Source organism: Nostoc sp. UIC 10890 (assembly GCF_054786515.1).
The window spans coordinates 6,021,452-6,040,212 of record NZ_JBSGKF010000001.1 but is presented as its reverse complement, the minus strand read 5'-3'; the positions used below and the strand labels follow the sequence as shown (position 1 = coordinate 6,040,212).

Below are 18,761 nucleotides of genomic sequence, written 5' to 3'. Positions count from 1 at the left end.
GCTTATCCCACAGGTGTTTTACCCCACCCTAACCCTCCCCTTGGAAAGGGGAGGGAACAAGATTTTCCGGTTTCCCCCCAATGCATCGGGGGGATTAAGGGGGGTAATTCGACTTGTGTGTACACTGAAACGAAGAGAGATTTGTCTAGTGCAAAAATGCCGCAAGTTGTTCTAGTTTTGTCCAAGCCGCGCCGCTTTGCAGAATTTCCTTCGCAAGGACAATACCTTTAACACAACCGGCTAAAACATCCGTTTCCCCAGGAATGGCTTCACCAACTTGGAGTGCGAGGGCTGTATTTAAAGCGACTACATCTTGCTGCGCTTGAGTACCTTTACCTTGGAGAACTGCCTTCAAAATTTCGGCATTTTCTTCGACATCTCCACCGCGTAACGCCGCAGTGGGGGCAAAATTCAAACCAAGTTCTTGAGGATTCAGCGTTAGAGAACGGACTTTTTTATCTTGGAGTACAGCTAAGTCAGTGACATCTGCTAAACCAGCTTCATCTAAACGTTCCCGTCCGTGAAGTGCGATCGCTTGTTGACATCCCAGTTGCGATAAAGCTTGAGCGATTTCCTCTAGTAAAAGCGGATCGTTCACACCAATAATTTGCCCCGTTGGCCGCATGGGATTTACTAGCGGGCCGAGTAAGTTAAAAACAGTCCGCACTTTCAAAGTTTTTCGCAAAGTAGCGATCGCTTTGAGTGCAGGATGCCAACCTGGAGCAAATAAAAAGGTGATTCCAACTTCACCTACTGCGGCTTGCACTTTTTCAGGAGTGGCGTTGAGATTTATCCCCAAAGCTTCCAGTACATCAGCCGAACCAGTCTTGCTAGATGCTGAACGATTGCCATGTTTGGCAACTTTTACCCCGGCGGCGGCGGCGACAAAGGCGACAGCAGTGGAAATGTTAAAAGTTGAAGCGCCATCTCCACCAGTTCCACAGGTGTCAATTAGGGGGATTGGGGATTGGGTACTGGGGACTGGGGACTGGGATTGTAAGACGGTGGCCATGCCTACTAATTCTTGGGCGGATACGCCTTTAGCTTGGATTGCGGCTAAAATTGCTCCTGATAGGACATGGGGAATGGCATCTGTGAGCCAACCTTGCATCAAATCTGTAGCTTGGGAAACCGTCAACGATTGCCGATTTAACAACTGTTGCAATAAAGCTGGCCAGTTGTAGAACTCAGGAGTAACGGGGATTTCAGGTGGAATTTGAGTTAGAGCTATCATATTGGGTATTTGTCATTAGTCATTAGTCATCAGTCATTAGTCATTGGTCATTCACGAAGGACAAAGGACAAATGACAAATGACAAGAAAATTAAGGAATCAGGACTTTGGCGACGGTTTGCACATCTTTGTCACCTCTACCAGAGCAGTTGATGACGATGCGGGGATTGCCTTTTAATTGAGGACAAAGGGTTTCGAGATATGCGATCGCATGAGCAGTTTCCAAAGCTGGGATAATTCCTTCTAGTTGCGAAAGTCTTTGGAATGCATCTAACGCCTGTTTATCGGTGACGCTGTAATATTCGGCGCGACCAAGATCCTTTAAATAACTATGTTCTGGCCCTACACCGGGATAGTCTAATCCGGCGCTAATTGAATGGGCTTCGATGACTTGACCATCATCATCTTGCAGTAAATAGCTCATTGCACCATGCAATACACCTATTTTTCCCTTTGTCAAGGTAGCAGCGTGTTTTTCTGTATCTACACCTTCACCCGCTGCTTCGACTCCGATTAGACGCACCGAAGGTTCATGGACAAATTCATTGAATAAGCCGATGGCATTGGAACCTCCACCCACGCAAGCTAGTAAAATATCTGGTAATCCTCCCCATTTCTCCTGGGATTGAGCGCGAGTTTCTACACCAATTACCGCGTGGAAGTCACGGACAATCATCGGGTAAGGATGAGGCCCGGCAACGGAACCGAGGATGTAATGGGTTGTTTCCACATTTGTCACCCAATCCCGAATTGCTTCGGAAGTTGCATCTTTGAGAGTGCCAGTACCCGCTTCTACTGGACGAACTTCTGCACCCATTAATTTCATGCGGAACACATTCAGCGATTGGCGTTCCATATCATGGATGCCCATGTAAATCACGCATTTCAAACCAAACCGCGCACACACAGTTGCAGTTGCTACGCCGTGTTGTCCTGCACCTGTCTCTGCAATAATCCGTTGCTTACCCATGCGTTTAGCTAGCAACACTTGAGCTAAAGCATTATTAATTTTGTGAGCGCCTGTATGATTTAAATCCTCACGCTTTAAATATATTTGCGGCCCAGTGCCATCTGGTCTAGCGTAGTTTGTTGTCAGGCGTTCCGCAAAATATAATGGGCTGGGTCTTCCTACATAATCACGCAGTAAGTTTTGCAGTTCTGCTTGGAAACTCGGCTCGTTGCGATATTGATGAAATGCTGCTTCTAATTCACTTAATGCAGGCATTAAGGTTTCTGGGACGTATTTACCTCCGAATTTTCCAAATCTGCCCAAAGAATCTGGTTGAACGGTTGCAGTTTTGATGTCTTGTATGCTTACCACTGGTTAAAATCCTTTTATGTTGAAATATATTTTTGAGAACTGAATATAGCGGTTCTCGGTTGAGTGAGGTAAAGGAACCCCACCCTAGGGTTTACCCCCCTTAATCCCCCCTTGCAAAGGGGGGAAAAAGAAATCCAGTTCTCTCCCCCTTGCAAAGGGGGAAAAAAGAAATCCAGTTCTCTCCCTCTTGCAAAGGGGGGAAAAAGAAATCCAGTTCCCTCCCCTTTCCAAGGGGAGGGTTAGGGTGGGGTAAAACCTTGGCTAATGCAGCTATTTCAGACTTGTGTTTACACCGTAGGTTCTTCGAGAGAGGACTATGATGTACCTTTTTACTTAGCCGAACCAACTTGTTGCAGGGATACTGGGGTAATAGCTGCTTTGAGTTCCTGACAAAATTTTTCCACGGCTTGCAATCTCTCAGTTGGGCTACCTTCAGCTAAACGTTTGACGAAGGCACTACCAACAATCACTGCATCTGCTCCCCATTCCATGACTTGATGCGCTTGTTCTGGTGCTGAGATGCCAAAACCAACGCCAATTGGTTTATCGGTGACGCTTCGCAAGTCGGTAATTAAATCTTTTACGCGGTCTTGGATTTGAGCGCGGATACCTGTAACTCCGGTGACGCTGACTAAGTAGATAAAACCTTGAGATTGACGAGCGATCGCTAAAATTCTATCTTTAGAACTGGTAGGAGCTACGAGTAAAATTACCTCGATTCCAAAAGATGCAGCAGTCTGGATTAATTCTTCTGCTTCTTCTAAGGGTAAATCTGGCACTACTAACCCGCGCACTCCAGCGGCAGCAATTTGCGCTAAAAATGACTTAATACCCCGGTGCAAAATGGGATTGTAATAAGTAAATAGAATTATTGGCGCTTTCAGGGTAGGAGTTACAGCTTCTAACATCTCTAGCACTTGCTCTAATTTCGTGCCTTTTTGCAAAGCGCGAGTTGCTGCTGCTTGAATTACAGGCCCATCTGCGAGAGGATCGGAGTAGGGAATGCCCAACTCGATAAAGTCAGCACCGTTGCGATCTAAGATACGTAAAGCTTCAGCAGTGGTTTTTAAGTTAGGATCGCCTGCTGTGATAAAGGGGATTAAAGCACACTGTTGGCGATCGCGTAAAGTTTGAAAGGAAGCAGATATAGAAGTCATTCTGAAAAATAGTTAATGATTGGTTAATAGTTCTGGAATAATCAACACTTAGCAATTAGCGATACCCACGCTAAATTTTTTGTTAATGAGTCTTTGATACTCGTGAATGAGGCTTTTATCTCCGTTAATGAGTCTTTTAGCTCCATTAATGAGTCTTTTAGCTCCATTAATGAGGCTTTTATCTCCATTAATAAGTCTTTTAGCTCCATTAATGAGTCTTTTAGCTCCATTAATGAGGCTTTGAACTCCATTAATGAGGCTTTTAGCTCCGTTAACGAGTCTTTGACCTCTCTCCAAACCTCTCTCCTAAAAGGAGAGAGGCTTTGAATCTTACTCCCCTTCCCTTGCAGGGAAGGGGCTGGGGGTTAGGTCTGTATTCTAAGAAAGGCTCAAAAGATTACGCACAGCTTGTTCTACATCGCTTTGTTTAACTAAAGACTCTCCAACCAAAACCGCACGGACACCAGCTTCAGCAACAAAAGATAAATCAGCAGGTGTATACAGTCCAGACTCACTAACGACGGTGATATCTAAACTTTGCAAATATTGCTGGCGCTGTGTTAAAAGTTGCTGTGTGATTCCTAAATCAACGGTAAAATCTTCTAAATTGCGATTGTTGATTCCTACTAAATGTAAATCGTCAAGCTTTAGCACCCTATCCAGTTCAGCTAAGGTATGGACTTCTACCAGTGCATTCATGCCCAAATAGTGAATTAGTCGCAAAAAGCTTTGAAGTTCTTGGTCTGATAATATAGCGGCAATCAACAAAACGGCATCTGCACCTGCTGTCCGTGCTAAATAAATTTGATAGGGGTCAATGATGAACTCCTTGCACAGTAGGGGTAATGCTACTTGCTGACGGATACCACGCAGATTATCAAAACTGCCCTGAAAAAACTTATGATCAGTGAGGACTGATAGACAAGCTGCGCCACCTCGTTCATAAGCTTGAGCGATCGCTACAGGGTCAAAATCTGCCCGAATAATCCCACGGCTAGGTGATGCCTTTTTTACCTCGGCAATTAAGCTAGGTTGCTGAGGATTTTGTTGTAAAGCAGCCAGGAAATTTCGGACAGTTGGAGCCGCAATTAACTGCTGTTGCAAATCAGCTAAAGAAAATTCCTGCTGCATCTGTGCAACTTCTTGCCTTTTATGCAACACAATCTCTTCAAGAATATGGCGGGAAGTCGTAACTTGCTTAATCATAAAATTCTTAGGGAAGGAAGAAGTGATGAGTTTATTCTCAATTCTCGTTCCCAGATTCCATCTGGGAATGCATTCTGGGTAGGCTCTGCCTACCCATTACAACTAAAAACACTGTTAATCTGGTATGAGGCGGAGCCTCAAGGATTGCATTCCCATGCAGAGCATGGGAACGAGAAATGACAAATGACAAATGACTAATGACCAATGACCAATGACTAATGACTAATGACCAATGACTAATGACTCTTCGATTTGCGTATATGCCCGTACCACATTTTTAATGATTTCCAGACCGACTTCTCCTGCTAAAGTCATGATTGATTCTGGATGAAACTGAACGGCGGCGATGGGGAGTGTCTGATGTTCAATGCCCATAATTACGTTGTCATCAGAAATTGCTGTCACCTTCAGTTCTTTTGGCAAATGCTGCGGTAGGGCAAATAGTGAGTGATATCTACCGACTGTGAAGGATTCCGGTAAATTTTTGAAGGTGACAGAATCGGAATCAGTAACGAAAATCCGTGAAGATTTACCATGTTGAGGATAGTTGAGAACTCCCAATTCTCCGCCAAAAGCTTCAACGATACTTTGCAGTCCTAGACAAACTCCGAAAATAGGAATTTGGCGATAAAGAAGGGCGCCGATAGTTTCCGAAACTCCAAAGTCACTTGGTCTACCAGGGCCAGGAGATAATACAACTAAGTCAGGGCGTTCTGTGTCGAATAGTGAATCAGAAAAACCGTGACGTAATGTAGTAACGCTTGCACCAGTTTGGCGAATGTAATTAGCTAATGTATGAACAAATGAGTCTTCATAATCTATTAGTAAGATACGTTTGCCATCTGCTCCACTGGGGAAGATTTTAGTTAATTTTAGGGAACTGGATTCATCAATTTTCTGACTCGTTTGCTTAACACGGCGAATCGTTTCAAATAAAGCAGCAGCTTTCGTAATTGTTTCTTGTTCTTCTGCTTGGGGTATGGAGTCATAAAGGACAGTAGCGCCAACTCGCACTTCGGCGATGCAGTCTTTTAATCGAATTGTCCGCAGAATTAATCCAGTATTTAAATTGCCGTTGAAATTTAAATAGCCGACTGCTCCACCATACCAACGGCGGGCGCTGCGTTCATGCTGTTCGATAAAATCTATGGCGGCTTTTTTAGGTGCGCCGGTGACTGTAACCGCCCAAGTGTGGGAAAGAAAGGCATCTAAAGCATCAAATTGCGATCGCAATATACCTTCAACATGATCCACAGTATGGATCAAGTGGCTGTATAATTCAATTTGGCGACGACCAATCACTTGTACTGAACCAGGTTCACAGATTCGGGATTTGTCATTGCGATCGACATCAGTACACATGGTCAACTCAGCTTCATCTTTGTGGGAGTTGAGTAAATGACGAATTTGCACCGCATCATCAAGAGCATCTAATCCCCGGCTAATAGTGCCACTAATAGGACAAGTTTCTACCCGTTTCCCTTCAACTCGCACAAACATTTCTGGAGATGCGCCAATCAGATATTCTCCACCTAAATTAAAAATAAACCCATAAGGACTAGGATTTATATCCTTTAAAGTTTCAAATAGTTTGCTGGGTTCATCTTCATAGTCTTCAAAAAAGTTTTGACTAGGAACAACCTCAAATAAATCGCCTCGGCGGAAATAATCGAGTGCAGCCTCAACTTTTTTGGCATACTCGCCTACTTTATGATCAGCAGCTTGATTCGGGAAAAGATGTTTTCCGCGATAATCAACAGACTCACCTGTTCGAGGCAAATTCTTCGTGTTGCCGTGCGCTGTTTTAAAATCATATTGGAGACGAAATGCCCGTTGCTGATAGTAGTCAACAACTATCAATTCATCTGGTAGATAAAGCACCAAATCACGCTGATCTGTAGGACGTTCCAGAATTTGGGTAATTGGTTCAAACTGAAAAACTAAGTCATAACCGAACGCGCCATATAATCCTAAATGCTCGTCTTCTTGACTAGAAAAAGTGTGTAGAACTTCGCGGACAACAGTAAATGCTGAAGGTTGCTTACTGCGTTCTTCTTCAGTAAATAATCTTTTTGTAGATTTAACGAAGCCAACAATATTGTTATTATCTAGAGTAACTTTCTCAAGTTGTGTCGAGTTAGATAAGCACTCTAAAAGTAATGGTAAAAGTATTTGACCACGTTCATTTAACGCTATCAAATTAAAAGCATTTTCCTGTGTAGTCAATTCCAGTGGAGGATTGACAAATCCGATCGCCCATCTTTTGTATCTGCCTGGATATTCGTAGCTGCTTCTTAGCAAGCCTCCACGCTGAGAATTTAAGTGAAACAGAATATCTTCAAGGGCAGTGTCCATCTTCACTTCAGTGATGGAGCGAGAAACACTTACACCGCCAAGGGTTTTATAAGAACGTGAATCAAAAATCATGGGTAATTTCTCACTAATTGTCATTTGTCATTGGTCATTTGTCATTTGTCATGATTAATAGTTGTTTGTAGATATGACGATGCTATCTGAGTTGTGAAGATTAAATAATCGCCTTATCTACTAGAGGCTTTGCCAACGCGAAGTGTATCGTAGAGAAAAAAGAATATTTATGAATGCTCTAACTAACTTAGATAACTTGATATCAATCTAAATCAACCTATTTTAATCTACGGATTATTTGTGAAAAATATAATCAAAAACTTGTCGCTTCTTACTTAAGAGTACTAGATATCAAGCAGATAATACATTGAATAATTTTTCGATCGGGTGTCAATTTATTCGCTTTTTATACTGCTTATCTAGTACTTTTCCGAGTAACGCTGTTTAAAATTCACCGCCTCCCTCAAAAGTAGTAGATCATCTCATTAAACCTCTGCGTTACTCTGCGCTTCCCTTTGCGTCCCTCTGCGTTTAAAATCCGATCCTAAAACTCCCTCAACAGCGATATTGCTTCCCTATACAACAACAAATTCACCTCATGAACCTCAATTCCTTTCCCAATCCCTTGTAACAACATTAAAGTCAATTCTCCCCCCAAGTGTTCGCGGAATTCAGTTAAACCCCGAAACAAACAATCAGGATGTTCCAATTGTGATAAATTCTGGGCTAGTTCTGGCACATACAACGTGAAACCCAAAGCCGATAAAGTATTTAATATCCGTTGCCATTCTGAGCAATCAAGCAATCCTAATAAATAAGAATAGGTGCTATCCAAAGCAATACCGATCGCAACTGCTTCGCCATGACGCAAGCGATAATTAGTCAAATGCTCCAGTTTATGAGCCGCCCAATGTCCAAAATCCAGGGGACGAGACGAACCCATTTCAAAAGCATCGCCGCTATTGGCAATATGTTCTAAATGCAACTGGGCGCAACGATAGATAACCTGTTGCATAGTATCCATGTCTCGCCGCGCCAGGGCTGCGCTGTGAGAGTAAATATAATCAAAAAAGTTAGCATCCTTAATCAGCGCCACTTTGACGGCTTCTGCAATCCCAGAACGCCAATCGCGATCGTCTAGGGTTGTCAAGAAGGCAGAATCATTTATAACAGCATAAGGTGGCGCAAATGTGCCGAGAAAGTTCTTTTTACCAAAGGCGTTGATGCCGTTTTTTACGCCAACCCCAGAATCATTTTGCGCTAACACCGTTGTCGGAATGCGAATCAGGCGAATTCCCCGGTGAGCAGTTGCGGCTGCATAACCTACCAAATCCAACATCGCCCCGCCCCCGATCGCTAATATGTAAGAGTGGCGACATAATCCGGTGGCTTCAATCTGTTGGTGGATTTGCTCTACTAAAGTGCGATCGTTTTTGGCAGCTTCTCCTCCCGAAATTATCATGGGTTCAGCTGCGATCGCTAGTACTTCTGCATAAAACTTGGTATACGCGACTAATTGCTTCACCAATTCCGGTTGAAACTTTAATATTCCTGCGTCTACCACTGCAATTAATTTCTTCGGCTTTGTCTCCCCATCTGCTGTAACCACTTGCGCTAGCGTCGGGTTTTTCAACTCAAATAAATTTTGAGTGAAGTAAACCTCGTAGTTGAAAGTAACCGCAACACGTTGATGAATTAATCTACTTTTTTGCTTGATGTCAACTATCATATTTTTGCAGGTATATCTAAAAGTGCAGCACGATTCAAAGTTTCGAGGAACACCTCTACCGAGTGAGAACCATTTACCTTGACTTGATTATTCATGATGAAAAACGGCACGCTGTTAATGCCATTTAACCGAGCAAATGTTGATTCAGCAACAACTGCATCACTCACAGCATGATTATTTAATTGCAACTTTAATTCGCCAGCATCCATCTGATATGCTGTACCGATGGCAACAATAACGTTAATATCTCCGAGGTTCAAACCGTCTTCAAAGTAAGCTTTATAAATAGCTTCTACAACATTGTTTTTTATGCTTGTGGGTGCAAGTGCAATCAGTTGATGAGAAAGCTTAGTATTGACAGCCAAACGAACTTTTTCAAAATCTAGCTTAACTCCAGCCGCCTCACCCGCGCGTTGCGTATAATCAAACATCTGTTGCAATTCTTCCGCTTTCATGCCTTTTCTATTTTGCATAAAGCTACGAAATTCATAACCTTCAGCAGGAACGGTATTATCCAAAAGAAAAGGATGCCATCGGATATGCACTTCTTGTTCTTGCCATTGTGCCAATGCATCAAACAGATGTTTTTTCCCAATTCTGCACCAAGGGCAAACGGTATCGTGAAAGATATCTATCAGCATAATTTTTTTACTCAAATGCTAATATTTGTGTGCATCTGTGGTTTAAAATCTCGCTGGAGAGTCGTTGTGTGTAAAGGCTGGAGAAAAGTGTTAATTTTTTCTTCCAAAAAGCTTTGAGTATTTTCAAATTCTTTAATTAATGCGTCTCTATCTTTCCTTGCCACCAGTTTCGCTAATCGGCTGTAAGTATTAGCTAAAAAACTAATAGCATTACATCTTTCTTCGGTAGCCAGCATAATATCAACACATAAATTAGGATTTTGGGAAAACAAACGTTTAAGAATATCAATTTCTTGACGGTAGTTAGGAGTTGACATTGTTAAACTCTGCTCTATGTCCACTCTTGTTTGTGCTAAGAAAACGCCAAGACTAAATCTACAGAAGTGCTGCGTTGCTTGAACAATCACCATTATTTGATCATGTTCTTCAGGCGTGCAAACAATTAACTCTCCACCTTTATTTTTAATAAAGTCTAATAACCATTCAAATGAATCATCGTTCCGACCTGGACACACTACCACTTTTTGTCCCAAAAACGATTTTATATTTGGCCCAAACATTGGATGTAAACCCATGACTGGGCCAGAATGATGTTCGAGCATTGCCTGAGTTGGCTGAGTTTTAATACTCGTGATGTCACACAAAGCTGTAGTTGGATTAAGATATTTTGCTGCTCGCTTGATAACATCAACCGTATGTTCAATAGGAACGCTGACTAATACTAGTTCTGTCTGACTTAACAGTTTTTCTGCATATTCCCAATCTTCATGTTCGAGAACGCTAACATTATGACCTACTAGCGAAAGCTGCTCTTTGAATAATCTTCCCATCCTACCGCGTCCACCGATGATGGTAATTTGTCGGGGGCTGACATGATTTGTGGCAGATTTAGGAATCAGAGTAGCGTGACAACTCTTCAGCACAGCAACCCAAATAGACTCAGGAATACCAGCTTGAGCGAGTAGGGGAGCGACATCAGCCAGTTGTTCATCTAAAGAAGGTTGTTCTGATGCTGCTAATAATGATATGCGATCGCTAAGTAGGGCGATCAAGCTCTGGTCAGTTTTTTTCAGATGCTCAGAATAAGAGGATTTCAAAGGCATTTTTCCTATCCCCAATTTTCAAATATCAACAAGTGATTCCTTGGAACTCATTTCTGGCAAGATATCCAGAGTCGTTGCTTCTTTTGCGATCGCATCATAAAATAACTCTTCATACCGATCTAGCGCTTGTTCAAAGGAATAGTTTTCTACCGCAAACTTTCTTCCTTTACGACCTAATTTTGCTGCTAATTCCGGCTGATTATATAAATCCAGCACCGCCGCAGCCAAAGCATCTGCTGACTCAGGCTCAACGATAACGCCGCCGCCACTTTCTTTGATAGCTTTCGCAGCAGTCCCAGTAGCGGGAACTGAACCCACAATTGGGCGGCCACTAGCTAACAACAGTGGTATTTTAGAAGGCATATTGAAGGAAATCACATTGCACTTTTGCACAATCAACCCCACATCGGCAGCTGCTAACATTTGCGGTAGTTTTTCTCGCGCTTGCAACGGTAGCAGCAAAACGTTATCAGCACCACAAGCAAGACAATGTTTCTGCAACCTTTCGAGGGCTTGGGATTCACCGGCTATGACAAAGACAATTTCTTTGAGATGACGCAACCGAACTGCTGCTTCTATGACTGTCTCCAAACCTTGAGTGAGAGCAATATTACCTGAATAAAGCACTACAAATTTACCATCTAGTTGATGAGTAGTTCTCCAGAAGTTATTCTCCTTCGGTAAAGGGCGAATAAAATTTAAATTTACCCAATTGGGAATGCAAGCAATTTTATTAGCAGGTACATCTTTATTGATTAAATTATCTACAAAGCCATCGGCAATTACGCTAATAGTATGTGCAGTTCGGTAGGCAAATTTTTCTAAAGCTTCCAGAGCTTTAATCATCAACTTATTCTTAATTAGCCCAACACGCACAGCAGCTTCCGGGAGAATATCTTGCACATTCAGCACTACTGGGCAATTGTATAGCCAACCTATCAAAGTTGCAGGTAAACAAACTAGTAGCGGCGGTACTGTTAAGAGAATTACATCAGGTCGTTCACCCTTAAGGGCTTGTGGCAAACTTGTAAAAACAAAGCTCAACTCTAGCAGTAGACGGTCTAGGAGGTTAGGTTTAGACTTAATTCGCAGGTAGCTACGCTGAATTTTGACACCATTTTTCTGTTCAGTAACGTATAACTTACCCCGATATCCGTCGTAAATCTGACGCTGAGGATAGTTAGGCATACCTGTAATTACCCGCACTTGATGCCCCCGCTTCACTAGCCCTTCTGCTAGTTCAGTCATCAAAGGTGCAATACCAATTGGTTCTGGATGATAATTGTATGAATAAATCAGAATGTGCATGAAATGTTAATGTCCTGGAAGCACCTTGATTTTGTAATTCGTAATTCGTAATTACAATTAGCCAGTAGCGAAGCGTAACGTACCGAAATTATTGAGATGGTGCGTTAGCCAAGGGCATAACGCACCCTACGAAACTACAAAACTCTTTAATTACGAATTAGTAATTCTTTAAATTAAAGGCTGGCTTTTGTTGTCCACGTTTCCGCAATGTGATAGTAGCAGCCCCAAGTCCGAGCAATGCTAAACCCAATGCTGAACTAGGCTCCGGTACTTGCTTTCTGCCTTCTACGTTTAAAACTTGGACGCGACCTTGAAAGAAATCGCCCACATACAGCTTGTCATCTTTGAGGGTTGTGCCACCCGTCCAGTTAAATCTGCCGGGAGTAAGGTCGAGGGGGTTGCCAAAAGGAGGGCCAGTTAATGCTGGAGGCGGGACTGGGTTGCCTGATGCATCTAGGGCTGGTTCACCGTAGGAAGTCAAGAAGTTACCGTTTTTATCAAATACCTGAACACGGCTGTTTATAGAATCAGCTACATAAATATTCTCTTGGTCGTCCACTTCGATGCCAATTGGCTGAAGAAACTGTCCAGGTTCGCTACCTGCTGAACCAAATGCCAACAGAGGGCTACCATTTGGATCGAGTACTTGAACCCGGTTGTTATACTGGTCAGCTACAAAGATATTTCCACTAACTGGGGAAATTCTTATACCTGCTACACCTTGGAATTCCCCAGGTGCAGTGCCAAGAGCGCCACCAATGACACCAATTGGCTGTCCGTCTGGTGTGAATTTAAGGATTCTTTCGCCGTTAAAATCACCTACGTAAACGTTGCCAGTTTTGTCAAATGTCAAACCAGATGGGCCAAAGAAAATTCTATCATTTACGCGAGGGGTAAAATCTCCGTTTGCAAAGGATCTAATAAAGTTACCCTGAGAATCAAATTGATTGATGCGGTTGTTGTAAACATCACCCGAATACAGATCCCCTGTTACTGGATTAAAGTCTACAGTTGTTGGCTCGTCAAACTGTCCGGGCCCTGTGCCGCCGGAGCCAATTGCTCCAATATACTGACCGCTAGGATTAAATATTTCAATTTTGTTACCGAGGTCGTAGTTAGGAGTACCATCTGCGGGGTTAATACCGCGTCCGTTAGCTATGAGGGTATTCCCTTGGCTATCCACCGCTATCCCTTGGGGAACAAAAAGTTCTCCAGGGCCGAAGCCGGGGCTACCAATACTTCTGTCGTAAGTTAATGTTACAGCTTTGGCTTGGGCCACTGTTGCCAACACGGTGAATCCTGTACCGAGAATAGCAAGCGACACATTTTTGACTAATCCCATGAGTTTGAAGTCCTGGTTGTATGAGTGTATACTCTTTCCTAGACTAATTTTGTTCCCAGTCCTAGTTGGGGAACCCTAATATTCGGGCTGCTGCCTCTTGTTTGAAATGCAACTTTCTGTGTGGGGCAGCAGCCTATTCTGTAAGCTATGCCTGACAGAATAGGCTGGTAATGAGGAATTAGACTATCTCTGCTTTGGCTAGCAATTCACCCAACTTGTTTTGGCGTTTGCGCTTGGCGATCGCACCAGTTGCGCCTACACTAGCAAGTGCTAATAATCCCAAGATTGAGGTAGGTTCGGGGACTCTTTCTGTAACGACATTATCCACACGAACAACTGAACCTAGTTCTGGGCCAACACCGCGCTTGGTGATGTATATCTTCCCGTCAGGGCCAATATCGATTCCAGCAGATGATTCTAGTCCTTCACCAGCAGCCACCAATGTTGTCCGAGTTAAATCTGGAGCAACTTGAATTAGAGAACCGGGAAGAAACCGTAAGTCACCCTGCAACTGAGATTCGTCGCCGAACTGTAAGACTAGTAAATTGCCTTCTTCATCAAAGGTTAAGTCTGTGATTTGCGTAAACCCATCCAGAAAAACCTCTGGGTTGCCATCTTCGCCGATGCGGAAGATCCGCGATTCATTTTCTGGATATGGAAAACCTGAATATTCGGCAACATATAAGGCTCCATCGGGGCCGATTGTGCCACCTGTAGGTACTGATTGAATTGCGATGTTTCCTCCTGGAAGTACCTCTACTAAACCTGGAGGCAGTTCTTGTCCTGGTGGAAGGGGTGGTAATGATGAGGCACTAAGGACTTTTTGGGGAATTGCGATCGCCTGAAAGTCACTTCCATCAAGTTTGACTTTGTAGGCGGTGTTTCCACCCCCGTCAACGACATAAGCAGTATCACCACTAACGGTCAAATCAAAGGGGTTGGTAACTACGTCCCCACCGTCTGGATTATTAGTAATTTCATACTTGCCGAAGTCGAAAATACTTTCTAGTTCTCCGGTGTTCAAATCAGCTTTGAAAAGTTGTGCTAAAAGCGGGGTATTCAGTACTTTATCGGGTGTGGATGGCGGGAAAGTAACAAGTTGCTGCTCTGGGATCGGGAAATTAGCACCAAGGTTAAGTGATTCTAAATCACGATTTCCTGGATAACCAGCAAACCCAGTTAGAAGATAAGCATTCCCTTGAGAGTCGAATTGTACGTCTTGAATACCAGCGCCTTGGTTGCCACTGGGTTGCTCTGCTATAGATTCAAAGTTATTGAATAGACGCTGTGTGGTTCCATCTGATGCAACTTTGACCAGCGAACCACTATTACCAGCACAAATAGGCTGAAACAAGGTACTCGGAGATGGTTGGCAATTTCCGTTTCCGCCGATACCTGGCTCTGCTACGTAAAGACTGCCGTCAGGGCCAAAGCTAACAGCCCGTGCATTACTGATTCCATCGACAATTGTCGTTAATGTTGCAGCTTGTACAGATGGTGTTCCGCAAATAGCAGCAAAACAAAATGTCAGAGATGTAAGAGCAAATGATTTGAGTTTCATACCTTTGGAGATTGAGAATTAAATAAGTGGAAAACTTTATGGTTATTAAAAGATGACTAATCCCAGTCTTTGAGGAACTTAGGATTGGTTTGAAACTCTTTACTTGAGCGCCACAACTCCATTTATGGGAGGTTTAGTAACTTCTCTTTTTGTGCAACCAACCAATGCCCAAAGCACCGATCGCAAACACGCCGAAAGCAGAATTGGGTTCAGGGACAGATTTGGTATTCTCAATTCTGATCACTTGTCCAAGTCCTGGGCGATCGCTCCGGTTTGTGACGTATACTGCACCATCAGCACCAATAGTCAGGGCGCTAGGTGACTCTAATCCATTGCCACTCAGAAGAGTTGAGCGTGTCCCATCAGCAGCTATTTTGATGACAGAACCATCAAAATCACCCTTCCAGGCTGACTGATTGGCGTACTGCAAAGCATATAAATTGCCTTCAGTATCAAATTCCAAGTCTGTAAGTTGGGTGAAACCATCGGCGAAAACTGATGATTTACCATCAGCACCGACTCGATAGATTTTTGCCCCACCTTCAGGGAAGGGAAAACCAGTAAATTGGCTGACGTAATAAGCGCCATCAGGGCCTTTTGCCACACTTGAGGGTACTGGTTGAGTTGCAAACTGCGATCGCACCTCTTCACCTTGAGATGGAACCTGTGCAGGTTCATTGGATGGTGTACCAGAGGGTGGAAAGACTGGATTAGTCAGTATGTCTTGGGGAAACGCAACTATAGATTGCAAATTCCCGCTATCAGTATTAACACTAAGTAGGTCGTTTGCACCTGCATCAACTGCAACTAACTTATTGCCATCGATGACAAAACCCAAGGGATTGCTACCGACATCACCACCATCGGGATTGTTGGCGAGTTCATAGTTAGCTAAATCGGCAACACTCGTCCAGGAATTAGTATTAAAATCGGGAGCGATGATTTTACCGAGGTCAGTGTAACCTAAATTGCGATCGCGAAATGCTGGATTCGCCCCATACCCAATCAGAACATAAGGTTTACCTTTAGCATCAAATTGGATATCACGAGGCCCACCGGCTCCAGTACCATCTGGTAATGCTAAAGAAGGAAGTCCTGTAAGTATGCGTTCGGTTTTACCATTCTCAATTTTGCTAACTGCACCACTAGTGCCATAGCATAAAGAATCGCCTTGACCACTTGGTGGTGGAACACAAGCCCCATTTCCCCCGATTCCTGCCTCTGTAACATAAAGATTGCCATCAGGGCCAAAACTCAGACCTCCGGCATTATATAGACCGTCGGCGATTACGGAAAACGATGCAGCGGAGGCAGCTTTCATTCCCGAAAAAACGGCAACACAAAAAGTTAGGATGGTAATAGTGAGTGGCTTCAGTTTCATATTTTTGTCCTTTGTCATTTGTCATTTGTCCTTTGTTAATTCACCAAAGACTAATGACCAATGACCAATGACTAATGACTATTAACTAATGATTCTTGAATTTTTGGGAGGTAGCTCATTCCTCGGTCAAATGATTTGAGGTTGCCAGCTTTGGCTTCGAGTAAACGTTTGATGTTCATGCTCTCAGCACCATAGTCTTCAATTTGAAGTTTGCCGTGGCTAACAGTTCTATCTGTTTTCCAAAATGTGATTCGATGCAGAATAAAACCAGAAGCTTCGGGGTCAGCGAAAGCGTAGGCAGTTGGAATAAGTAACGCTACAGAACGCTGATAATATTCGTAGTCTGGATAAAAGTGTTCTTGTTCAAGTAAGTAGTATTTACTCAAACTATGAACTCGCACAGAAACTTTTACTCTTTGGTCATATTCATCTTTGAATTCACCTGATTCAGAAGTAATATCACCATTCGGTCTTAGTAAATGCGCCCATTCATCTACGTTTTGTAAGTCTTTTAAGTATTCAACGCCGATTTCAATTGGGGCATCAACATAAATGGTGTCTGTATCGATAAAGTGGCTTCCTTTGGCTGCTGAGGTCAGACCCGCCTTGCGTTCCAAATTACCTTTGAGAGAACGGCATTCGGAAGTATGTACTGTGTGAATCCCCTGCATAATCATCTGAGTCTGTCGTTTGGGATCGACAAAGCTCAACCAATGAAAGTACACACCTTTTTCATCTGTTCCCGGCTCGATGTAGTCTGTAGGAAACAGCAAAACCGGGTAAACCTGAAAATATTTCTGATACTCTAATCCGCAGTGCCACTCAATACCATAAAATAGGGGATTTTCTAGTTTCTTAACATGATAGTAAAGATTTTTGTGATAACCAGATGCAGTTCCGAGCCAGGTATCTTCATCAATTTGCTCTTTCATCCGGCTATAAAGTGTCCATTCATCCAAGTTCTTTAAACTACAAAGGTAGTCAAAGGCGCTCTCTGGTGAAGTCGCAATATATGCTGATGTTGCAAAGGTATTTTTTTCCACTTCTCACTCCTGAAGATAATAATAATTAAGCTGCGATCGCTTTAGTTTTGTTCCGCTTACCATTCTTGATCCGGTCTTCTGCTAAACGTTTGGCAGCATCGTTGGTAGTAACTCCCTGCGCTTTAGCAATCTCAAAAATCGCTAATAGAGTGTCATATATGTTATGCACTTGTTTGAAAGCTTTTTCTTCGTCATAACCAATCATTTCGTTGTAAACATTAATTAATCCTCCAGCATTAATTACATAATCAGGGCTGTAGAGAATTCCTTTTTTGGTAAGCATTTGACTATGTAGTTGCTCATTCTCCAATTGATTATTAGCTGCACCAGCAATAATCGAAGCTTGGATGAAAGGAATTGTGTGACTATTAAGAATTCCTCCTAAAGCGCAAGGAGCAAAGATATCTACATCAAGAGAGTAAATTTCAGTTGGTTCTACAATAGTTGCGCCAAAAAGCCGTTTTGCTTCTTCCGCTTTGGCTGGATCGACATCGCTAACAAAAAGCTTGACATCATGCTCATGTAAGTGCCGACAAAGATTTTTACCTACATTTCCTAAACCTTGAACTGCAACTTTCATCCCATCAAGTCTTTTGCTCTGCCAACGAGACTCTACAGCAGCTTTAATTCCGAGAAAAACTCCTAGTGATGTTATGGGAGCAGGCCCACCAGATTTTTCTGATACCCCAACAACGTGTTTTGTTTCTTGACTGATTGTCCGCACATCGTCAGGAGTAATATTGACATCTTGTCCGGTGATAAAACGTCCGTTTAGACTATCAACAAAACGTCCATAAGCTCTCAACAAATCATCTGTTTTATTTTCAGGGTTAGCGATAATGACTGCCTTTCCTCCACCAGCCGGAATGTTGGCACAGGCAGCTTTATAAGTCATACCCCGACTCAGACGAAGCGCATCTTTTAAAGCTGCTTCTTCGTTAAGATAAGGCATCAGTCTTGTAGCTCCCATCGCTGGACCTAAGCTCGTATCATGGATGGCAATAATTGCTTTAATTTCGGGATTTTTACCATGACAAAATAGAACTTGTTCGTGACCCATTTCTCTAACAGTTTCAAATAGCAGCATGTTGACCTCTTGATGTTGTTTGGGGTTGGTTAGAGAAAGTAATAACCATTACAAAATGTAAAGATATAGACACAAAAACACTGGCGAAGATTAAGATTGGATGAAGTTAAGAAAAACTTGGTACTTTGCGTAAAATCGTGGCGAATTGAAAGTGGAAATTTAAACGCAAAGGGATTCAGAGGTAAACGCAGAGGGACGCAGAGAGTTTGCTACGAATTAGTAGAGTTAAGATTAGTTATTTCTGACTTTGCGTCCTTCTCTAACGGTTGGCGGTTCGTACTT

General features: G+C 42.9%; 15 protein-coding genes. All 15 read right to left on the bottom strand.

Going from position 1 to position 18,761, the window contains the following annotated elements:
• Positions 1-145 precede the first annotated feature (145 nt).
• On the bottom strand, positions 146-1,234 hold the full coding sequence (trpD, locus tag ACWATR_RS25055) for an anthranilate phosphoribosyltransferase (protein WP_460338384.1): 1,089 nt from the start codon (positions 1,232-1,234) through the stop codon (positions 146-148).
• A gap of 90 nt (positions 1,235-1,324) precedes the next feature.
• The gene (gene trpB, locus ACWATR_RS25050; RefSeq protein WP_460338381.1) at positions 1,325-2,554 is read right to left on the bottom strand and encodes a tryptophan synthase subunit beta; all 1,230 of its coding nucleotides are present in this window, start codon (positions 2,552-2,554) and stop codon (positions 1,325-1,327) included.
• Positions 2,555-2,883: 329 nt separating this feature from the next.
• Complete coding sequence (gene trpA, locus ACWATR_RS25045; RefSeq protein ID WP_460338379.1) at positions 2,884-3,711, bottom strand: tryptophan synthase subunit alpha; 828 nt, start codon at positions 3,709-3,711, stop codon at positions 2,884-2,886.
• A 48-nt stretch (positions 3,712-3,759) separates the two neighbouring features.
• Complete coding sequence (locus ACWATR_RS25040) at positions 3,760-4,008, bottom strand: hypothetical protein (protein WP_460338377.1); 249 nt, start codon at positions 4,006-4,008, stop codon at positions 3,760-3,762.
• 81 nt (positions 4,009-4,089) lie between these two features.
• On the bottom strand, positions 4,090-4,917 hold the full coding sequence (gene trpC, locus ACWATR_RS25035; RefSeq protein ID WP_460338375.1) for an indole-3-glycerol phosphate synthase TrpC: 828 nt from the start codon (positions 4,915-4,917) through the stop codon (positions 4,090-4,092).
• 222 nt (positions 4,918-5,139) lie between these two features.
• Positions 5,140-7,344, bottom strand: a complete 2,205-nt coding sequence (locus tag ACWATR_RS25030) for an anthranilate synthase (protein ID WP_460340659.1) — start codon at positions 7,342-7,344, stop codon at positions 5,140-5,142.
• A 484-nt stretch (positions 7,345-7,828) separates the two neighbouring features.
• Positions 7,829-9,013, bottom strand: coding sequence for a 3-dehydroquinate synthase (locus ACWATR_RS25025; RefSeq protein WP_460338373.1), 1,185 nt, complete (start codon positions 9,011-9,013; stop codon positions 7,829-7,831).
• The gene (locus ACWATR_RS25020) at positions 9,010-9,654 is read right to left on the bottom strand and encodes a DsbA family oxidoreductase (RefSeq protein ID WP_460338371.1); all 645 of its coding nucleotides are present in this window, start codon (positions 9,652-9,654) and stop codon (positions 9,010-9,012) included. The genes ACWATR_RS25025 and ACWATR_RS25020 overlap by 4 nt, the downstream gene beginning before the upstream one ends.
• 11 nt (positions 9,655-9,665) lie before the next feature.
• Positions 9,666-10,757, bottom strand: coding sequence for a bifunctional chorismate mutase/prephenate dehydrogenase (gene tyrA, locus ACWATR_RS25015; RefSeq protein WP_460338369.1), 1,092 nt, complete (start codon positions 10,755-10,757; stop codon positions 9,666-9,668).
• A gap of 18 nt (positions 10,758-10,775) precedes the next feature.
• A complete protein-coding gene (locus ACWATR_RS25010; RefSeq protein WP_460338367.1) occupies positions 10,776-12,065 on the bottom strand; it encodes a glycosyltransferase family 4 protein in 1,290 nt (429 codons plus the stop codon).
• Positions 12,066-12,222: 157 nt separating this feature from the next.
• Positions 12,223-13,407 carry a scytonemin biosynthesis PEP-CTERM protein ScyF gene (gene scyF, locus ACWATR_RS25005; RefSeq protein ID WP_460338365.1) on the bottom strand — a complete coding sequence of 395 codons (1,185 nt, stop codon included), beginning with the start codon at positions 13,405-13,407 and terminating at the stop codon, positions 12,223-12,225.
• Positions 13,408-13,585: 178 nt separating this feature from the next.
• The gene (locus ACWATR_RS25000) at positions 13,586-14,968 is read right to left on the bottom strand and encodes a ScyD/ScyE family protein (protein WP_460338363.1); all 1,383 of its coding nucleotides are present in this window, start codon (positions 14,966-14,968) and stop codon (positions 13,586-13,588) included.
• Positions 14,969-15,101: 133 nt separating this feature from the next.
• Positions 15,102-16,367, bottom strand: coding sequence for a ScyD/ScyE family protein (locus ACWATR_RS24995; RefSeq protein ID WP_460338361.1), 1,266 nt, complete (start codon positions 16,365-16,367; stop codon positions 15,102-15,104).
• A 53-nt stretch (positions 16,368-16,420) separates the two neighbouring features.
• Entirely contained in the window at positions 16,421-17,392 is a 972-nt protein-coding gene (gene scyC, locus ACWATR_RS24990; RefSeq protein WP_460338359.1) for a scytonemin biosynthesis cyclase/decarboxylase ScyC, read from the bottom strand.
• A gap of 25 nt (positions 17,393-17,417) precedes the next feature.
• Positions 17,418-18,479, bottom strand: a complete 1,062-nt coding sequence (gene scyB / locus ACWATR_RS24985; RefSeq protein WP_460338357.1) for a tryptophan dehydrogenase ScyB — start codon at positions 18,477-18,479, stop codon at positions 17,418-17,420.
• Positions 18,480-18,761 lie beyond the last annotated feature (282 nt).